The 17,520-nt window shown below is 64.5% G+C and carries 16 protein-coding genes; all 16 read right to left on the bottom strand.

Translation table 11 applies throughout. The annotated features are described in order from the left end of the window. Nucleotides 1–187: 187 nt before the first annotated feature. Nucleotides 188–2,542, bottom strand: a complete 2,355-nt coding sequence (locus P3H15_RS20315) for a LuxR C-terminal-related transcriptional regulator (protein WP_276138911.1) — start codon at nucleotides 2,540–2,542, stop codon at nucleotides 188–190. A gap of 204 nt (nucleotides 2,543–2,746) precedes the next feature. Further along, nucleotides 2,747–4,012, bottom strand: a complete 1,266-nt coding sequence (locus P3H15_RS20320; RefSeq protein ID WP_276138912.1) for a bifunctional 3,4-dihydroxy-2-butanone-4-phosphate synthase/GTP cyclohydrolase II — start codon at nucleotides 4,010–4,012, stop codon at nucleotides 2,747–2,749. A gap of 63 nt (nucleotides 4,013–4,075) precedes the next feature. Next, nucleotides 4,076–5,260: a thiolase family protein gene (locus tag P3H15_RS20325; protein WP_276138913.1), complete on the bottom strand. Its 1,185-nt coding sequence runs from the start codon at nucleotides 5,258–5,260 to the stop codon at nucleotides 4,076–4,078. Nucleotides 5,261–5,291: 31 nt separating this feature from the next. Further along, the gene (locus P3H15_RS20330; protein ID WP_276138908.1) at nucleotides 5,292–6,758 is read right to left on the bottom strand and encodes an aldehyde dehydrogenase family protein; all 1,467 of its coding nucleotides are present in this window, start codon (nucleotides 6,756–6,758) and stop codon (nucleotides 5,292–5,294) included. 92 nt (nucleotides 6,759–6,850) lie between these two features. Continuing rightward, on the bottom strand, nucleotides 6,851–7,972 hold the full coding sequence (locus P3H15_RS20335) for an LLM class flavin-dependent oxidoreductase (RefSeq protein WP_276138914.1): 1,122 nt from the start codon (nucleotides 7,970–7,972) through the stop codon (nucleotides 6,851–6,853). 128 nt (nucleotides 7,973–8,100) lie between these two features. After that, on the bottom strand, nucleotides 8,101–9,621 hold the full coding sequence (locus P3H15_RS20340; RefSeq protein WP_276138915.1) for a GMC family oxidoreductase: 1,521 nt from the start codon (nucleotides 9,619–9,621) through the stop codon (nucleotides 8,101–8,103). A gap of 406 nt (nucleotides 9,622–10,027) precedes the next feature. After that, nucleotides 10,028–10,672: a TetR/AcrR family transcriptional regulator gene (locus P3H15_RS20345; RefSeq protein WP_276138916.1), complete on the bottom strand. Its 645-nt coding sequence runs from the start codon at nucleotides 10,670–10,672 to the stop codon at nucleotides 10,028–10,030. A gap of 114 nt (nucleotides 10,673–10,786) precedes the next feature. Further along, nucleotides 10,787–11,131: a carboxymuconolactone decarboxylase family protein gene (locus P3H15_RS20350; RefSeq protein WP_276138917.1), complete on the bottom strand. Its 345-nt coding sequence runs from the start codon at nucleotides 11,129–11,131 to the stop codon at nucleotides 10,787–10,789. A gap of 55 nt (nucleotides 11,132–11,186) precedes the next feature. Further along, entirely contained in the window at nucleotides 11,187–11,714 is a 528-nt protein-coding gene (locus P3H15_RS20355) for an NADPH-dependent FMN reductase (protein ID WP_276138918.1), read from the bottom strand. A 35-nt stretch (nucleotides 11,715–11,749) separates the two neighbouring features. After that, entirely contained in the window at nucleotides 11,750–12,244 is a 495-nt protein-coding gene (locus tag P3H15_RS20360) for a flavin reductase family protein (RefSeq protein ID WP_276138919.1), read from the bottom strand. A 12-nt stretch (nucleotides 12,245–12,256) separates the two neighbouring features. Beyond that, a complete protein-coding gene (locus P3H15_RS20365) occupies nucleotides 12,257–13,039 on the bottom strand; it encodes an enoyl-CoA hydratase-related protein (protein WP_276138920.1) in 783 nt (260 codons plus the stop codon). A gap of 37 nt (nucleotides 13,040–13,076) precedes the next feature. Continuing rightward, nucleotides 13,077–13,472: a RidA family protein gene (locus tag P3H15_RS20370; RefSeq protein ID WP_276138921.1), complete on the bottom strand. Its 396-nt coding sequence runs from the start codon at nucleotides 13,470–13,472 to the stop codon at nucleotides 13,077–13,079. 40 nt (nucleotides 13,473–13,512) lie between these two features. Then, the gene (locus tag P3H15_RS20375) at nucleotides 13,513–14,856 is read right to left on the bottom strand and encodes an MFS transporter (RefSeq protein WP_276138922.1); all 1,344 of its coding nucleotides are present in this window, start codon (nucleotides 14,854–14,856) and stop codon (nucleotides 13,513–13,515) included. Between the two features lie 26 nt (nucleotides 14,857–14,882). Beyond that, complete coding sequence (locus P3H15_RS20380) at nucleotides 14,883–15,731, bottom strand: amidohydrolase family protein (RefSeq protein ID WP_276138923.1); 849 nt, start codon at nucleotides 15,729–15,731, stop codon at nucleotides 14,883–14,885. Nucleotides 15,732–15,736: 5 nt separating this feature from the next. Beyond that, complete coding sequence (locus P3H15_RS20385) at nucleotides 15,737–16,132, bottom strand: RidA family protein (protein WP_276138924.1); 396 nt, start codon at nucleotides 16,130–16,132, stop codon at nucleotides 15,737–15,739. A gap of 29 nt (nucleotides 16,133–16,161) precedes the next feature. Continuing rightward, complete coding sequence (locus P3H15_RS20390; protein ID WP_276138925.1) at nucleotides 16,162–17,334, bottom strand: LLM class flavin-dependent oxidoreductase; 1,173 nt, start codon at nucleotides 17,332–17,334, stop codon at nucleotides 16,162–16,164. Nucleotides 17,335–17,520: the final 186 nt, after the last annotated feature.

A 17,520-nucleotide genomic window follows, 5' to 3' on the forward strand; every position in this document is an offset into this window, starting at 1 on the left:
GGCTGACATCGCTCCTGCGCATGTCCGTGACTGCCATCACACGAGAATCCCCGTGGGCCGGCCCCCGGGCCAGCGGGAAACTACCTATTCGCTACCCGTCCGTCTGTCCCAGGTACCACGTAGTGGCGACGACGCGGATCGATGATTGCGGAAATACCAGGTCCGCGGCTCGGCATCAGCTGAGATCTCAGCGACCGGGTTTCTGTTCGTGGACCCACGCGGCAAGTTGCGTACGCGAGGTGAATCCGAGTTTGACGAGGGAGTGCTCGACATGACCTTCGACGGTGCGCTGCGAAATCACGAGCCGTTCGGCGATTGCCCGGTTGCTCAACCCTTCGGCGACCAGTTCGGCCACTTGTTGCTCACGCCGGGTCAGACCGAGGGTCGCGTTACTCGTCGCGGGCACCTCGGTTCGCGGCTGTTCCCCCAAGGCGTAGGCAACGGCCTCGTCCACACTCAGTGCTGCACCGCGCTGCATTGCGGCCTCGAATGCTCTGTCGCCGAGCGATGTCCGAGCGTGCTGCCGAGATTTCTCGTGTAACGTCGCCAGATTCGTCAGAGCAGGTGCGCGACCGCCGATCGCCTTGAACAGTACGTCTGCTGCACCCAGCAGCACCGCGGACCTCTCCGGTCTCTGTTCGACGTCGGTCCACGCGAATTGCTCTAGAGCCCACGCGTAGCTCAGTTGACTTCCCACCATTCGCGACAACCGCAGACCATCCTCGAGCAGCGCCGTCCCCCGGCTCCGCTCGCCGTGCTGCCACAGCGTGAAACCGTAGTCACACAACGCCATTGCTCGCCAGATCTTCTCTCCCCGAGACTCGGTGAGAGCAATGAGTTCCTCGTAGCTTGCCGTACCCCGCTGGATGTCCCCGTTCATCTCGAAGGCGAGCGCCAGCCAGACCAGCGCCGGGACCAACTGGATAAGATTCCTGCCTGCACGGAAGACACCGATCGCCTTTTCGAGACTGGTAATGCCCTGCTGAAGCTCCCCCCTGGACACGGCGAGGCACCCTTCCGCGAAGACGACCAACGCTTCGAGGTCTGGGTCCCCGACCCGTGCGGCCAGAAGGCGTGCCTGGTCCGCCGACACGGTGCCGGCATCGACGTCGCCCTGCAGGGCGGCCATCGTGCTGCTGGTGCACAACGCTTCGATCCGATCGAACGGGTGCTGGCTCTCCTGACTTGCGAGTGCACGATCGAGCCAATGACGGCCTTCGCTGAACAGTCGGCGAACAAACCAGAATTGGTACAGGGCGGTGACTATTCGCATCCCCGCTTCCGCCCCGGCGTCCTCGCTGAGGCAGTACTCCATTGCGTCGCGCAGGTTCGGCTGCTCGCGGTCCAGCCGAGCAATCCATTCCACCTGCCGCGGACCGATCCATTCCGCCTTGGCCCGCAGCACGAGCTGCTCGTACCAATCTCTGTGCCGTTTTCGAAGGTCCGCGGACCCGCCCGATTCATGCAATTTCTCGCGTCCGTATTCACGAATCGTGTCCAGCAGGCGATACCGCACCACCGGCCCGACCTCTTCGCGGATCAGGACGGACTTGTCGACCAGTGATGTGAGCAGGTCGATCAGCTCTTCAGGTGGGTCGGTGGCGAGGACGCCCTCGGCGGCGTCGAGCTCGAAACCACCGGCGAACACCGCCAGCCGTGCCCACAACCACTGTTCCTGCGACGAGCACAGGTCGTAGCTCCAGTCGATACACACCCTCAAGGTCTGCTGCCGCGACGGTGTTCCTCGTCCTCCCAGCGTGAGAAGTCGCAATCTGTCGCCAAGGCGCTCCACGATCTGCTCGACCGACATCGCCCGCAGCCGTGCCGCGGCTAGTTCGATCGGCAGCGGCAGGCCTTCCAGCCGTCGGCAGATCTCGGCCACCGCACCGATATTGCTGTCGGTGAGCGCGAAACCCGGCACCGCGGTTCCCGCACGCTGTTCGAACAGGATCACCGCGTCGTATCGGGAAATCTCACGGAGCGTCGACGTCGACCGGGTGAGCTCCGGCAGTGACAGCGGGGGCACTCGGACCACCACCTCCCCACGAATGTCGAGAGACTCTCGGCTCGTGGCGAGGATGTGAACACCGGGACAGATTCGCAGTACAGCGTGCGCGAAAGCAGCAACGGCGTCGACCAGATGTTCGCAATTGTCCAGGACCAAGAGTATCCGGCTGTCCGCAAGCTGTTCGGTGAGCACGGCCATCGGCGGCCGGACGGAGTGGTCCTGCAGACCCAGCGCTCCCGACACTGTCTGGGCCAGGAGGTCTCCGTCGTGTAGTTCACCGAGTTCGACGAGCCACACCCCGTCGTCGTACGTCCTGCGTGAGATGTCGGCGACCCGCAGGGCGAGTCGGGTCTTTCCCACTCCCCCGGCACCGATCAGGGTCACCAGCCGCGATCCGGACAGCAGTTGGCGAGTGTCGGCCGTCTCGTGCCGACGGCCGACGAAACTGGTCAGGTCCAGCGGAAGATTGCCGGCTTTTCCCCGCCTCGACTTGGCTGGCACCCCGAACTCTGCGGATGACTCACTGCCGGGCATGGCCGCATCCACCGTAAGAAGTCGGCCATACAGTCATGCGCCACCTCTTGACGAATCGAGCCCGCTATCCGATGTACGTTCTACAGCCTGGTGACGGTGAGTTCAACTCCCGTTCTCTCTCCCAGGTACTCGAGCGTGTCGTGACTGCGAGCACGGCAGCAAACGCAGAGTTCAGGCGCGGTATACAGGCTGGCCGGCGGTCGCTCAGCCGAAGGCGGTGATGCTGCGCTCACGCACAGGTGTCGCCGGCGGGCACAGATCGGGGAGATCGTGCCCCATCCGGTCCCGCTTGGTCCGCAGGTAGCCCAGATTGTGACCGTTCGGCCGCGTTGTCAGCGGTACACGGGCGACCACCTCGATGCCCGCGTCCTGCAGACACGTCACCTTCTGCGGATTGTTCGTCAGCAATCGCACAGACCCGATACCCAGATCCCGCACGATCTGCGCAGCCGTCCCGTAGTGACGGGCGTCGACGGGCAGACCGAGATCCAGATTTGCATCGACGGTGTCCCGGCCGAAGTCCTGGAGACTGTAGGCCTGCAGCTTCGCCGCCAACCCGATGCCGCGCCCTTCGTGCCCGCGCAGATAGATCACCACGCCGCTGCCCTCGCACCGGATCCGCTCCATCGCCTCGGTCAGTTGCGGCCCACAATCGCAGCGACACGATCCGAAGACATCACCGGTCAGGCACTCCGAATGCACTCGCGTGAGCACCGGGCCCGCAGCCGAGACGTCACCGTGTACCAATGCGATGTGCTCGGTGCCGTCGATTTCCACGCGATAGCCGAAGGCAGTGAAGTCGCCGTGGCGCGTCGGCAACCGTGTGGCCGCCACCCGCTCCACGAGCAACTCGTGCCGACGTCGGTACGCCACCAGGCTGTCGATGGAGATCATCGCCAGACCGTGCGTGTCGGCGAATTCTCGCAGTTCAGGAGCCCGCTTCATGGTGCCGTCGTCGTTGACGACTTCCACCAGCACACCCGCCGGGGCCAACCCCGCCATCCTGGCCAGATCCACCGCAGCCTCTGTATGGCCGCGACGCACCAACACCCCACCCTCGCGGTAGCGAAGGGGAAATACGTGACCGGGCCGCGTCAGATCCGACGGCACCGAGCCCGCAGTGGCAAGGACCCGAGCCGTCCGTGCCCGATCGGCCGCAGAGATCCCCGTGCTCACACCATCGGCGGCGTCCACCGACACCGTGTACGCGGTGCGCATCCGGTCCTGGTTGTGCGGAGTCATCAACGGAATATCCAGCCGGTCGAGCATCTCAGGCGCCAACGGCACACAGATGACCCCACTGGAATACCGAATGGTGAATGCCATCAGCTCCGGGGTGGCCTTCTCCGCGGCGAAGATGATGTCACCCTCGTTCTCCCGGTCCTCGTCGTCGACGACCACGACCGCCTTACCGGCCGCGATGTCGGCGATCGCCCGCTCCACACTGTCCAAACGGACCCTGTCGCTCATGGGAGTGCTCCTGCCTTCTCGATGGGAGGTGCGGGACGCCCCGGTAGGGGCGTCCCGCACCCGTCAATCTCTTTCCAGTACGAGGACGTTTGCCATGCCGCCCGCCTCACATACCGTCTGCAACCCCCGTCGCTGGTCTGCGTCCTCCATCGCGTGCAACATCGTCGTCAGCAACCGGCACCCCGTCGCCCCGAGCGGATGACCGAGCGCGATCGCACCCCCTCGCGGATTGAGGCGATCGATGTCGGCGTCCAGATCCGACCGCCACGCCAGCGGCACTGAGGCGAATGCCTCGTTGACCTCGAAGTGGTCGATCTGGTCGATGGTCAAACCGGTGCGAGCCAGGATCTCCCGTGTCGCCGCGATCGGAGCGGTCAGCATCAGCAACGGATCGTCACCGCAGGCGTAGAAGGACCGGAGCCGGGCCCGGGGACGCCACCCCATTCGTCGTGCCGCCCGTTCGCTGGCGATCAGCACCGCGCTCGCGCCGTCGGTCAATTGCGACGAGTTCGCCGGTGTGACGTGCCACCGCACTTCCGGAAACCGATCGGCGTACTCCTCGGTGCAAAAGGACGGCGTGAGCATGCCGATCGAGTCGAGGGTGGTACCGGGACGGATGGTCTCGTCCCGATACACCATCTGCTCTGTGGTCGGAACTCGGATAGGCACGATCTCACGCGCAAAGGCTCCGGACGACTCCGCCCTCGCCGCGAGCTGGTGCGAGCGCGCAGCGAACTCGTCGAGTTGTTTCCTGTCGAGATTCCACCGGTGGGCGATGAGTTCGGCGGCGACGCCCTGAGGTAGCAGTCCCGGAGCGTACCGCTCGTTCACCGACGGACCGTAGATATCGGCTCCCTGCCGATTCGATCCCATCGGCACGCGGCTCATCGACTCGACGCCGGCGGCGATCACGATGTCGTACGACCCTGCCATCACACCCTGGGCGGCGAACTGCAACGCCTGCTGACCGGAACCGCATTTGCGCTCGATGGTCACGGACGGCACATGCTCCGGCAGTCCTGCTGCCAGCCACGCCATCCGCCCGACGTTGCCGGACTGCTCGGACGACTGCGTGACACAGCCGACCAGAAGATCGTCGACTTCGCCGGGATCCACGGCCGTGCGCTCCACCAGCGCGGACACCACCTGCGCCAGCAGCTCGACCGGATGAACACCGGCCAGTGCGCCAGCCGGGCGGGCCCTGCCCATCGGCGACCGGACCGCGTCGATGACGACCGCGGAGGTCACGTCGCTCGCCTACTCATTCGCCGCGCGGTGTTCACCATCGGGTCACGACCAACTTCTGATCAGTGAAGAAATCCAACGGCGCCGCACCACACACATGCGAATCCCCATAAAACGACGCACCGTACCCACCCATAGTCACATTCGCCGGCGGCGCCGGAAACGCATTGACCCCCACATTCCCGGCCCGCACACCCCGCTCGAACTCCGCCGCCACCACACCCGAAGACGTGAACACCGCAGCCGCATTACCGAACTCCGTATCATTCGACAACGCAATCGCCTCCGCCAGCGTATCCACCCGATGCACATTGATCACCGGCCCGAACAACTCCGCCCGCTCCACCCCATGCCGCGGATCCAGATCCGCAACAATCGTCGGACCGACGAAATACCCGTTCTCCACCCCCACACCACCCACCGGCTTCACACCCCGACCATCGAGGACGAACGTCGCACCCAGATCCTCCGCCTCCCCCAACGCCGCCAGGATCCGCTCCTTACTCTCGGCGCTGACCACCGGGCCCATCGTCACACCCTCGACCGCACCGTCACCGACCACCAACTGATCAGCCAACGCCACCACACGATCCATCAGATCGCCGTAGACATCACCGACCACCACCACCCGACTCCCCGCCAGGCAACGCTGACCCGCCATCCCGAACGACGACGACACGATCCCGGCCGCCGCCCGATCCACATCCGCATCCGGGGCCACCACGATCGGATTCTTCGCACCACCATTGGCCTGCACCCGCTTCCCCGCCGCCGCAGCCGCCGCATAAATAGCCCGCGCCGTCGGCGACGACGTAATGCACGACACCGCCGCCACCGACCGATGCGCAACCAGGTACTGCACCACATCCGCCCGGCCATGCACCAAACTCAGCACCCCATCCGGCAGACCCGCCTGCTGCAACAACCGAATCACCGCAATGGACGCCAACGGATCCTGCTCGGACGCCTTGATGATCAACGCATTACCCGTCACCAACGCCCACGCCGAGAACTGCACCGTGTTCATCACCGGGAAGTTCGACGGCGTCACCGCCACACACACCCCCAACGGCTCCCGCACCCGCCGCGCATCCACACCAGTGGTGACATTCACCGCATCGCTGCGATACAGCATCGGAGCCGCAATCGCCGTCTCCACAAAATCCACAGCCCGCCCCACCTCCCCCCGCGCCTCATCCAACGTCTTACCCTGATCGACCGTGATCGTGCGCGCCAACGACTCCACATTCTCCTCGAGAATCGCCTTCATCCGATACAAAAACCGCACCCGCTCCGACAACGGCCGCGCACCCCACTCCACCGCAGCCACCGCAGCCGCCACCACCGCCGCCTCCGCATCCTCAACCGTCGCCGGCACCAAATCCGCAATCCGCTCCCCCGAAGCCGGATTGAACACCCCGATCACATCCGTACCCGACCCCGACACCCACCGACCACCAATCAAACACGCAGCCGCCACATCCACATCAACCACAGTCACAATCACACCCTCACTACTCGAAAATCGTTGGTAAGTGCCGCCGGCTCGACGAACACGCATGGACAGTTCGGCCCCGAGAAGCCGATGAGTTGCTACGACGTCGGCGTCAGTGCGCGGTCGACGCCGTAGGTGACACCGAGCTCGCCGCCGACGTTGTGCGCCTTGAGACGCGGAAGAACTTCGGAAGCAATCAATTCGAAGTTCCGGGACGACACTTCGGGCGGCATTCCGCCGAAGGACGGTGCCAGCAGGACCCCGCCCGCATCCAGCCGTTCGACATACTCGAGGATCCGGTCGACGACCTGGTCCGGCGTTCCCCAGACCTGGAGATCGGCGAGGAAGTCACAGAAGCCGTCGACGCCGTGCTTCTCGATGTTGCGGCTCAGCCCTGCGTAATACTCGTAGCCTTCGATCTTCGCGAAGCCGACGTTGTCGAATTCGTAGTGCTCGACGGTCGACTCCGCGTAACGCCGGAGGTAGACATCGCGCATTTGCCTGCCTTCGGCTTCCGTCTCTCCCACTCCGACGAAGACACAGATGATCGGCTTGGCCGGCTCCTCGCCGTTGATCTCGAGGTAGCGGGCGCGATAGTCACGCATCTCGGCTTCGGCTTTGTCCCAGGGCTTCTGTGCGATGACCATGAGTCCGACCTGCAGGCTCGCCATGAGGTCGATCGATTGCGGAGACACCGCCGATGCGAAGGTGCGACCGCGGAACGACGCGTACGGCGCGGGGCGCAGGTCCATGGCCGGCTGCTTGTACAGTTCGCCGTCGGCCTCGATGACGCCGGACTCGAGACCATTCAGGATCGCTTCGGCATACTCCGCGAAGAGCCTGCGCGACTTGCCCATCTCCACCCGGAAGCCGTCGAACTCCACCCGCCCGAGGCCTCGGCCGATGCCCAGGAGTGAGCGGCCGCCCGACAGATGATCGAGCAGGATGAAGTTCTCGGCAGTCCGAATGGGATCCTGCCAGGGGAGAACGGACACCATCGTTCCCAGCTTGACGGTCGACGTCTTGGCTGCGAGCCACGAGAGAAACTGCGGGACATCGGGAGTCATGCCATAAGCGGTGAAGTGATGTTCGGGCGTCCACACCGAATCGAATCCGGCAGCCTCCGCCCGCAGCGCGAGATCCAACTCGTTGCGGTACGTCTCTGCGTCCGAGACGTTTCCGTCGATGTTCTGAAATACGAGAGTGATGCCGGTGTGCATTTCTCCTCCTTTGTCGAGTGCGAGATTCGGTCCTACCGACCGGTTGGTACGTAGTGTAGTGGCCGTGACCCCGAAGCGCTAGAGGTATTCACGCGCGATTCAGTCGAATTACCCGACCGCGCCCTGAATCACGCCGCTGATCTGCCGCACAGCAGATCAGCGGCCTTCTCTCCGATCATCACAGTGGCGGCATTCGTATTGCACGAGACGATGCTCGGCATGATCGACGCGTCTGCGACACGCAATCCCTCGACGCCGCGCACCCGAAGTTGCGGATCGACGACCGCGGTCGCGTCGGCACCCATGCGGCAGGTCCCCGAAAGATGAAAAAAGCTGCTCACGCCGTCGTGTATCGCCTTCTCCAGGTCCGAGCGGTCGAGACGAAGGAGCGTGCGAGCATCCGAAGTGCCGCCCCACTCATCGAATGCACTCGTCTCGGCGAGAGTGTTCACCATCTCGATTCCGGCGATCAGTTGCCCGATATCGTACGGGTCGCTGAGGTATCTCGGGTCGATCAGCAGGGGTGCCTCGGGGTCGGAAGAAGCCAGGCGAACACTCCCCCGGCTTCGCGGACGCATGTGCCCGATACCGAAGGTGAAGCTGTTCTCGGCAGGCCGTTGCCACGGCGTGTGATAGTCGACCTGGATCTGCACGATCTGCAACTCCGGCCGGGACTGTGACGGGTCTGTCTTCGCGAACAACGTCGACTCGGCGTAGTTGCCACTCGGCGCCGGCAGCGGTCGATCCGCGCGCATTCGGACTCCCGCCAACAGGATGTGGTCCTGCAAGTTGAGACCGACCTCCGGCGAATCGACCACCACGTCCACGCCGATCGATTCGAGGTCCCGGGCGGGACCGACACCGGAATGCAACAGCAGCCGAACGGAATCGACGGCACCGGCGCACAAAACCACCTCGCCGGCCGCCGCCTCCCGGACCGAACCACCTTCCTCGGTGTATTCCACGCCGCGACATCGACCGTCGACGATGACGAGGCGCCGGCAGTTCGCCCCGGTGCGAACGGTCAGGTTCATTCGGCCGAGCGCCGGCCTGAGGTAGGCAGTCGCGGTGCTCTGTCGTCGATTCCCGCCGATCAGCAATTCATGGCACGCCGCCCCGAGTAGCTCTCCGGTGTTGAGGTCCGCCGCGACCGGGTGCTGCGCCTGACGCGCCGCCTCGACGTGGGCAAGTGACAGCGAATGGGGCGAGCCGATCGGCCGCGGCGCCAGTGGCCCGCCCCGGCCCCGAAATCGTGGATCGCCGCCCGGGACATCCTCGGAGCGCATGAAGTAGGGCAACACCGAGTCGTGGTCCCAACCCTCCGCGCCCTCCGCTGCCCAGGTGTCGTAGTCGAGTCGATGCCCACGCAGGTGCGCCATGACGTTGATCGAGCCCGAACCGCCGAGGACCTTGCCGCGGGTCGCGGGGACCCTCCGCCCGAGAACTTCCTGCGGAACCGTCGAATAATTCCAATCCGCATCGCCGCCTGCCAAACTCGGCCAGGCTCCCGGGTTCTCGATGTCCGGGCGGCGGTCGGAACCGCCCGCCTCCAGCAGCAAGACCCGGACCTCGGGATTCTCGGTGAGCCGCGCAGCGACAACACACCCGGCGGTTCCGCCTCCGACGACGATGTAATCGTAGGTGTCCATGACGCTCTACCGCCCGACCCCGGACGGCTGCGCCGCTCCGGCCGTCACAATGGTTGCATCGGGTACTTCGCCGAGTAGTTCAGCTGACATGATCCCGTCCTCGATGTCGTACGGATGAAGTGCTTCTCGTCGCTCGGATGTGCGGCGCGTCGTTCTCGGCCCTCCCGAGATCGTGCGACCGGGTCGTCGATTCAGGCCGGAGCGCGTCCCGCGCGTGATGATCCTCGACGTCGGAGGGACGCTCGTTGGATCAAAGAAGCCGGCAGCCTACATACTAACCGGGCGGTATGTAGGGCTGCGAAAGCGACGCTACCGCACCACTCGCCAGGGGGTCAAGGGTTTCTGGACGACGAACACGGGCCTCCACGAATGGATAATTCGTGGAGGCCCAGGGGATGAGCGCAGCTCAGGTGTCCGCTGGTCGCTCGATCAGTCCGTCGATGAGGATGTCGGCGTAGATGGTTCCGATTTCACGGGGCGTGACCGAGCCCTTCAGGTCGAGCCAGACGTGTGTCCACGCCCCCATGCCGATGATCCCGAATGCGACGAGGCGGGCCGGGCCCTTCCTGCGGAACACGCCCTCCTCCATGCCGCGCTCGATCACGTCGACGAAGAAGCGCTCGAACTCGTCCCGCTTCTGCTGAATCTCGGCGAAGACATCGCCGGGCAGGAACTTCCGTTCCTGCATGAATACCGTGATTTCCGCCTTGTAGATCGACATCGGTTCGAGCAACGCCTCGGTGATCAGTCGCCGCAGGATCTGATCCGGACTTTGTTCCGTGTCCGCCATGACACTGCGCGCACGTCCGAGCTGATAGTTGATGAACTCGTCGTGCACGCGGTAGAGCAGGTCTTCCTTGCTCTCGAAATGGTGATAGAAGGCACCCTTGGTCAGCTCGGCTGCGTCGACGATGCTCTGGACGGACGTTGCCGCGTACCCGTTCCGCTCGAAGAGCGCGACCGCGTTCTCGAGCAGGGCACGCCGAGCTCCCTCGGGGTCGCGGACTCTGCGGCCGCTCGCCTTGCCACTCGAAACCTTCGGCCTCGCCACGAAACTTCCTCCCAGGCTGGTCAGCTCGACATCCACCTCGCACGCCTGCCCGGAACGGGCGGCGCGATATTCCTCACATCCTTCCCGAGTATACATCCGTACCAGTCGGCATGATCAGCGTCCCGGCCAGCTGTCCGCCCCCTCGGCGTCCGGGAGGTCCCGGAGGATCTGAAGTGCCGTCATCGCGGTCGGCCAGCCGGAGTAGAAGGCAAGGTGAGTGGCAACTTCCACCAGTTCCTCGACCGTGAGACCGTTGTCCAGGGCCGTGCGCAGATGAAAAGGAAGCTGGTCGGTACGGTACAGAGCGACCAAGGCGGCGACGGTGACGAGACTTCGGTCCCGAGGTGTCAGTTCACGGCGTTTCCAGACGTCGCCGAACAAGGTGTCGTCGGTGAGCTCGGCCAGTTTCGGGGCGAACGAACCGAGTACCCGCCGCGCAGGACCAGGCATATCGGACATGATTGTTCCTTCGGGTCGGTTGGGGCCGCGGTGTCGCTGGACGCGCCGTGTCCGTTCACGCAGGCACGGTGCGCAGAGCCTGCGTCAGGGAGGCCCTCTCCCTCGACAGCCAGTCGCTCACCGTGTCCGTGAGGTGGTCGAGTTCGGAGTCCACCACGTAGAGACTTCGAGTCGGCACGACGGCACCCAGCTCCACGAGCAGCGGCCGGAGATGGACCTCTCCTGCCATCGCATGGTGTGCGGCACCGCCCACCATCACCGGCACCGCCGCGACGCCATCGAGCGAGACCGCCCCGAAACGGTCGAAGAACGCCTTGAGCAATCCCGTGTACGTCGCCTTGTAAGTCGGCGACGCCACAACGAGGGTGTCGACGCGGCTGACGAGCTCCATGTCCCGCTGCACCGGCGCGGAGTCCGGATCGAGAACGTCACCGCCGTGCATCGCGAGATCGACGACGGGGCCGACTCTGCCTCCGAGCACATCGGCAACTCGGCGGCCTACCTCCACTGCGACCGTTGCCGTGCGCGATTCTCGCCGTGGGTTCCCGACCAGTACGCCCACTGTGATTTCACTGTTACCCATGAACTCTCCTCGGTCGTTCGTCAACGAGTATCGGTCTATACCTGCGACCCGACGGCGGTGAAGAACGCCCGGCGCGCATACGCCAGTGCATGGGAATCCTCGCGCACTTCTCCGGCGATCACCGCGCCGACCACGATCGTGTGGTCACCGGCCTCCGTCATCTGCTCGACCCTGCAGACCGCGAATGCGGCCGCATTCTCCGCTAGGACGGGTCCGCCCATACCAGCTTCGGGAATCGCCCACGTGTGGCCGTCGAACTTGGAGTCCGACTTGACGGCGAAGTCCAGCGCGACGCTCTCGTGACCGTGAGCGATGTAGTTGACGGTGAACGAGCCCGACGATCGCACCGCCTGCAGGGTATTCGATCCGTGGTCGAGACATGCGAGCACGAGCGGAGGATCCAGCGAGACGGAGCATACGGCGGACATCGTCAGACCCTGGTGCCGTCCGTCGTCACCCGTGGCCGTGACGACTGTCGCCGGACCGGGTGCGCACGCCATGATTCCTTTGAACGTTTCCGAGTCGATCATCGTTCGTTCCTCCTACTGGGACCGCGACTGTGTCGAGCGCCCGGCCGCGCGGATCGTTTCCTGGACACCGGGGTTGTACGCGCTGGCCGCTTGAGCCCACGCTTCGAATCCCACCGTCACGTCGAAGGAATTCTCGGCGGCGAGATACACTGCTTGTTTCATGTCCCGCGCGAGTGACGGCTGCAGCGTCGCCACCGAGTGCGCGAACGTCACAGCTTCCGCGAGGGGGTCGTCGGAGTAGACGTCTGCGAGTCCCTCGACGTGTGCTTGCGTGCCGTCGAGGGTGCGGCCGAGCAGCACCGTGCGCAGTGCGCGTCCCCGCCCCAACTTCTGCGTCAGGAACGAGGTGCATCCGCCTCCCGGATGAAGTCCCAACTTCGCGAAGGTGGCGCCGAATCGCGAGTTCGGCCCGGCGATGGTGATGTCGCACGCCAACGCGAGATTCAGCCCGGCACCGATCGCGTGACCGTTGACGGCCGACACCGTGGGATACGGAAGCTCGCGCAACCACAGGAAGCTCTCGTAGTACGACAGCTGACGGTCCCGCATGCTCGACGGGGTCGCGCCGTCCACGCCGAAGATCGCCATCAGATCCGCCCCGGCACAGAACGAGGACCCGGATCCGGTCACCACCAGACACCGTGTTTCGGTGTCCGCCGACAGCTGGTCTGCTGCTTCGAGTAGCTCGAGGCGCATGGCGGGTCCGATGGCGTTCCGCTTCTCGGGATCGTCGAGAACGAGAACGCGGACTCCGTCGTCGTGGCGTTCGATGCGTATCTTGTCGAATTCTGTCATTGTCCAATCCTTCTGCGAGTCCGCGTTCGCTACCTGCTCAGCAGGCATCGGGGCGTACCGCCACGGCTTCGATCTGCACACGCAGGTTCGAGGCGATACCGAGAACGAACGTCGACCGCGCCGGATACGGTCCCTCACCGAAGACACCTTTGTACGCATCGAGGAACTCGAAGCGATCCGCCTCGTCCTGCAGGTAGCAGGTGGTCTTGACAACATCCCGCAGGGTGAGGCCTGCCTCGGCCAGGATCGTGGAGACGTTGTCTAGGCAGATCCTGGTCTCGTCGGCAATCGACTCCGCGTCCTCGCGGCGCGCCATGGTCACGGGGTCGATCGCCAGGCCGGCCGCATAGACGAATACATCGGTTGCGGTACCCGACGACAGTCCCAGCGGGCTGAAATCGCCCAGATCTGAGGGATTCAAGTAGTCGATCATTTCGACCTCGTCTTTCGTTCGAGCAATATGGTTGTAGCGATCACGCATTGCGTAGATCGACGGTGCGGGTCTCACCGAGTGCCCTGACGGACAGAGCGGCCACGATGCACAGTGCGGAGATCATCATGGAGACCGCGATGCTGCCCGGACCTCCCGGTGCGATGAAGGTCGCGGCGAGGAGCGGTCCGACTCCGCCGCCGATCATGCCTGCGAACTGGTAACACAGGGATACCCCCGTGTAGCGGGACGCCGTCGGGAACAGCTCCGCGAGCAGAGCGGGGACCGGGCCGTTCGCGGCCGCGTTGAGCACGGTCATGCTGATGACGTACGAGAGCAGGATCAGCGGGAAGCTTCCCGAAGTCACCAACGGGAACATTGCGAATGCATGCACCGCCGTGAGCAGGGCTGCGGTGAGGTAGACCGGTCGCCGGCCGTATCGGTCGGACAGCCATGCGAACAGCGGAACGGTGAGGAGCATGCCTGCCGTGCCGATCATCATCGCGTTGAGCAGCGTCTGGCGCGGGATCCCGAAGTCCTTGTGCGCGTATGTCACCAGCAGCGACGTCGCCACCGCGTATGCCATGAACGGTCCAGCGTAGACGCAGATTCCGAGCAGAACGCGGCCCGGCCGGTCCCTCAGCAGCGCGAACAGCGGCGCTCGGCGCGGTTCGTCCTCGGTCCGCTTCTTCTCGGCCAGCAGGACGGGACTCTCCTGCACGCCGAGCCGGATGTACATCCCGATCCCGACGAGGACGACCGTCACGAGGAAGGGAAGTCGCCACCCCCAGGACAGGAACTGGTCCTCGGAAAGCCCACCGAGCGCCGCGAATGCCACGAAGGACAGCAGAAGCCCTGCCGAGGCGCCCATCTGCGTTGCGCTGCCGTAGAATCCGCGCGACTTCGCGTTCGCATGCTCTACCGCCATCAGGACGGCACCGCCCCACTCGCCGCCCACGGCGATACCCTGAACGAGCCGGAGCAGGACGAGCAGGATGGGGGCGAGTACGCCGATCTTCTCGGGCGTCGGCAGCAGTCCGATCGAGACGGTTGCCATACCCATAATGCTCAATGTCCAGATGAGCGAGGATTTCCTGCCGATCCGGTCGCCGAAGTAGCCGAAGATGATTCCGCCGAGCGGGCGGGCGAGGTACCCGACGGCGAGAGTGCCGAACGAGGCGATGAGCGCCACGGCAGGAGACGATCCTGCAAAGAAGACCGGGGCGAACACCAGGCTTGCCGCGGTCGCGTAGATGAGGAAGTCGTAATACTCGATCGTGCTGCCGATCGCGCTGGCGACGTAGACCCGCCGCCGCTGGCGCACACGATCGTCGTGGGCGCTTTCCGTGGTGGCCTGTGGGGAGGAAGTGCCGTCGAGAGTGCTCATGGAGGTCTCCGGAATCGAGGCGGGTGCTATTTCGGGAGGATGATGTCGAGCGGACGGTTGTAGAGAATGTCCTCGACCACGTCCCGTGGGATCGGAAGGGGCATGCCGAGGTCCGAAATTGCCAGGAACTGATCGGCGGATTCTTTCGGGCAGAACGACGGGAAGTCCGAGCCGAACACCAGACGGTCGGTGACATGGCCTTCGATGGCGAGCCGGAGCCCGTTGTAGAGCTGCCAGGTCTTCACCGGCAGGGTCGACACATCGGCGAAAACGTTGCGGTTCTTCATCATCAGTTCCACCGTCTCGTTCATCCACGGCTTCCCGAAGTGAGCGACGAGAATGTTCGTATCACGGAATTCGCGCGCGACCTTGTCGAGGAGCATCGGGTACGCATACTCGTTGCACCCGTCGGGCGCGAACACGCTCGCCTGGTGGAACATGAGGAAGATGCCGAGATCAGCTGCAGCACGATAGACCTCGTAGGCCTCGTCGCAGTGCGGATGGAACCCCTGATACGGCGGGGAGAGTTTCACCCCGTGGAGACCGTATTCACGCACGGCTCGGCGGAGTTCGTCTGCGGCGCCGGGCTGCGTGGGGTCGACGCTACCGACCCCGATCGCCCGCTCGCGGTTGTCATCGAGGTACTCACCGACGAAGTCGTTCGGCACCTTCATACCGATCCTGGCCACCTGCAGTCCGAGCACCAGGAACCGGTCCACGCCGGACTCCGCCATCACCCGTGTGTGTTCGGCAAGGTCCGCACGGCCGAATCCCGGCCGGCCGACGAGCTCGGTTCCCCGGTCGGTCCACACCGGGCCGAGATGTTCGGGCAGGTAGATATGCGTGTGCCAGTCGGTGAACGGGCGGTCGGGCATCGCGCCTACCCCTGTTCCTTCGGCCGCTGTGCGACGACGTCGATCTCCACGCGACAGTCGCCGGCGATGCCGACGACGAACGTCGTGCGCGCCGGGTACGGGCCGTCCCCGAAGACCTCGGTGTAGGCGGTCCAGAATTCCTTGCGGTACGCATCGTCGGCCAGATAGCAGGTCGTCTTCACGATGTCGCGGAGCGTGCACCCTGCCGCCTCGAGGATTCCCTCGATCTCCTCGAACGCGATCTTCGTCTCGTTCGCGATGGTGTCGGCCTCAGGCTTGCGAGCCAGCGTTTCCAAGTCGAGCGCCATGCCGCCGCAGAACACGTAGTCCTTCGTCGCCACACCCGGATTCATTCCGAACCGGGGGTAGGAAAGGTTGCCTGGGTTGAGGTATTCCGTCATGAGTGTTCCTTCCGTGGGATCCGGGTGGATCAGTTCGAGGCGACAGCCGTGGAATCGAGGCTGCGGAGCGCAGGCATGCACTCGGCGGCGAAAAGCTTCAGTGATCTGTCGACGTCCTCGTGTGCGATGCCCGGCACACCCATCTGCAGCAGCCAGTTCTGGATGCCGTGCGACTTCGACATCCGAGTCATCTTCTCGAGCACCGTGTCCGGCGAACCGATGAAGAGATGGTCGCGATCGAACATCAGATCCCAGGGGGCGATCTCCTTGTACTTGGGATCGTTCGGGTCTTCGTCGGCGTCGAGGAATACCCCGATACCGCGGACCCGGCAGATGAACTCGAAGAATTCGACGACAGCGGGCTCGGCGATACGACGCGCCTCCTCGTCCGTGTCCGCGACGTACGCCATCCGCAGCACGGCGACGTCCTCGCCGAGCGGCGGGGTGACACCCGTGACCTCGGCCCGTTCATCGCGGTAGAGCTCGCACAGGTTGCGGAGCACCTGTCCGGTCGGATACCAGGTGATCGGCTTCATGCCCTTCCGAGCGGCGCGCCGGAAGCCCTCGACGGTCTCGGTGACCGCGAACAGCGGCGGCATCGGATCCTGGTACGGCTGCGGAGTGATCCCGAACGCCTGTAGCAAGCCGTTCTCGTCGACCCAGCCTTCAGGTTCGGGGGCGCCGGGCGAGTGGATGAATTTCGTCCCCGGCTCCGGGAACGTGTAGCGCGGCCCCTTCCAGCTGAACTGGCGGTCGGTCCAGATGCCCTTCACGATCTCCAGGTTCTCGTCGAAGATCCCGTAGCTGTTCTCGCTGCCGTTCCAGCGGTTCGCCTCCGGATTGAGGTTCATCACCTCGATCGGCAGGATTCCCCGTCCGAACGCGACATCGAGGCGACCGTCGCTGAAATGGTCCAGGATGGCGAGATCCTCCGCCACCCGCAGCGGGTGCCACAGGGTCAGCGACACCGCCGCCATCCCGAACCGAATCCGGCTCGTCCGGGCGGCCAGATCCGTCGCCAACATGATCGGATTCGGACTCGCGTCCGTTCCGTCAACATCGAAATGGTGTTCCCCCAGCCAAATGCGGTCGAATCCCAACTCGTCCGCCATGACGGCATGCCGCCGGGTCGCCTCCAATACCTCGTGCCAGGACAACTCGCCCGAACGATTGGTCAGCGCGTACAGCAAATCCAGTTTCATTTTCACTCCAGTTCTGTGCGGCCGAACACCGCGTCCCGAGGAGAACGACCGTGGTCCCTATTTCCGGTTTCGAGGGCTGACCTCACGCCGCACCATTCGGTGGCGACCATCACTCGAGAATCCCCGCGGACCAGCCCCGATGCCAGCGGGAAACTACCTATTCACTACCTGTGCACTACGTACTCG

Origin of the sequence: Rhodococcus sp. T2V, from assembly GCF_029269925.1 — a bacterium.
Taxonomy (GTDB): Bacteria; Actinomycetota; Actinomycetes; order Mycobacteriales; family Mycobacteriaceae; genus Rhodococcus_F; species Rhodococcus_F koreensis.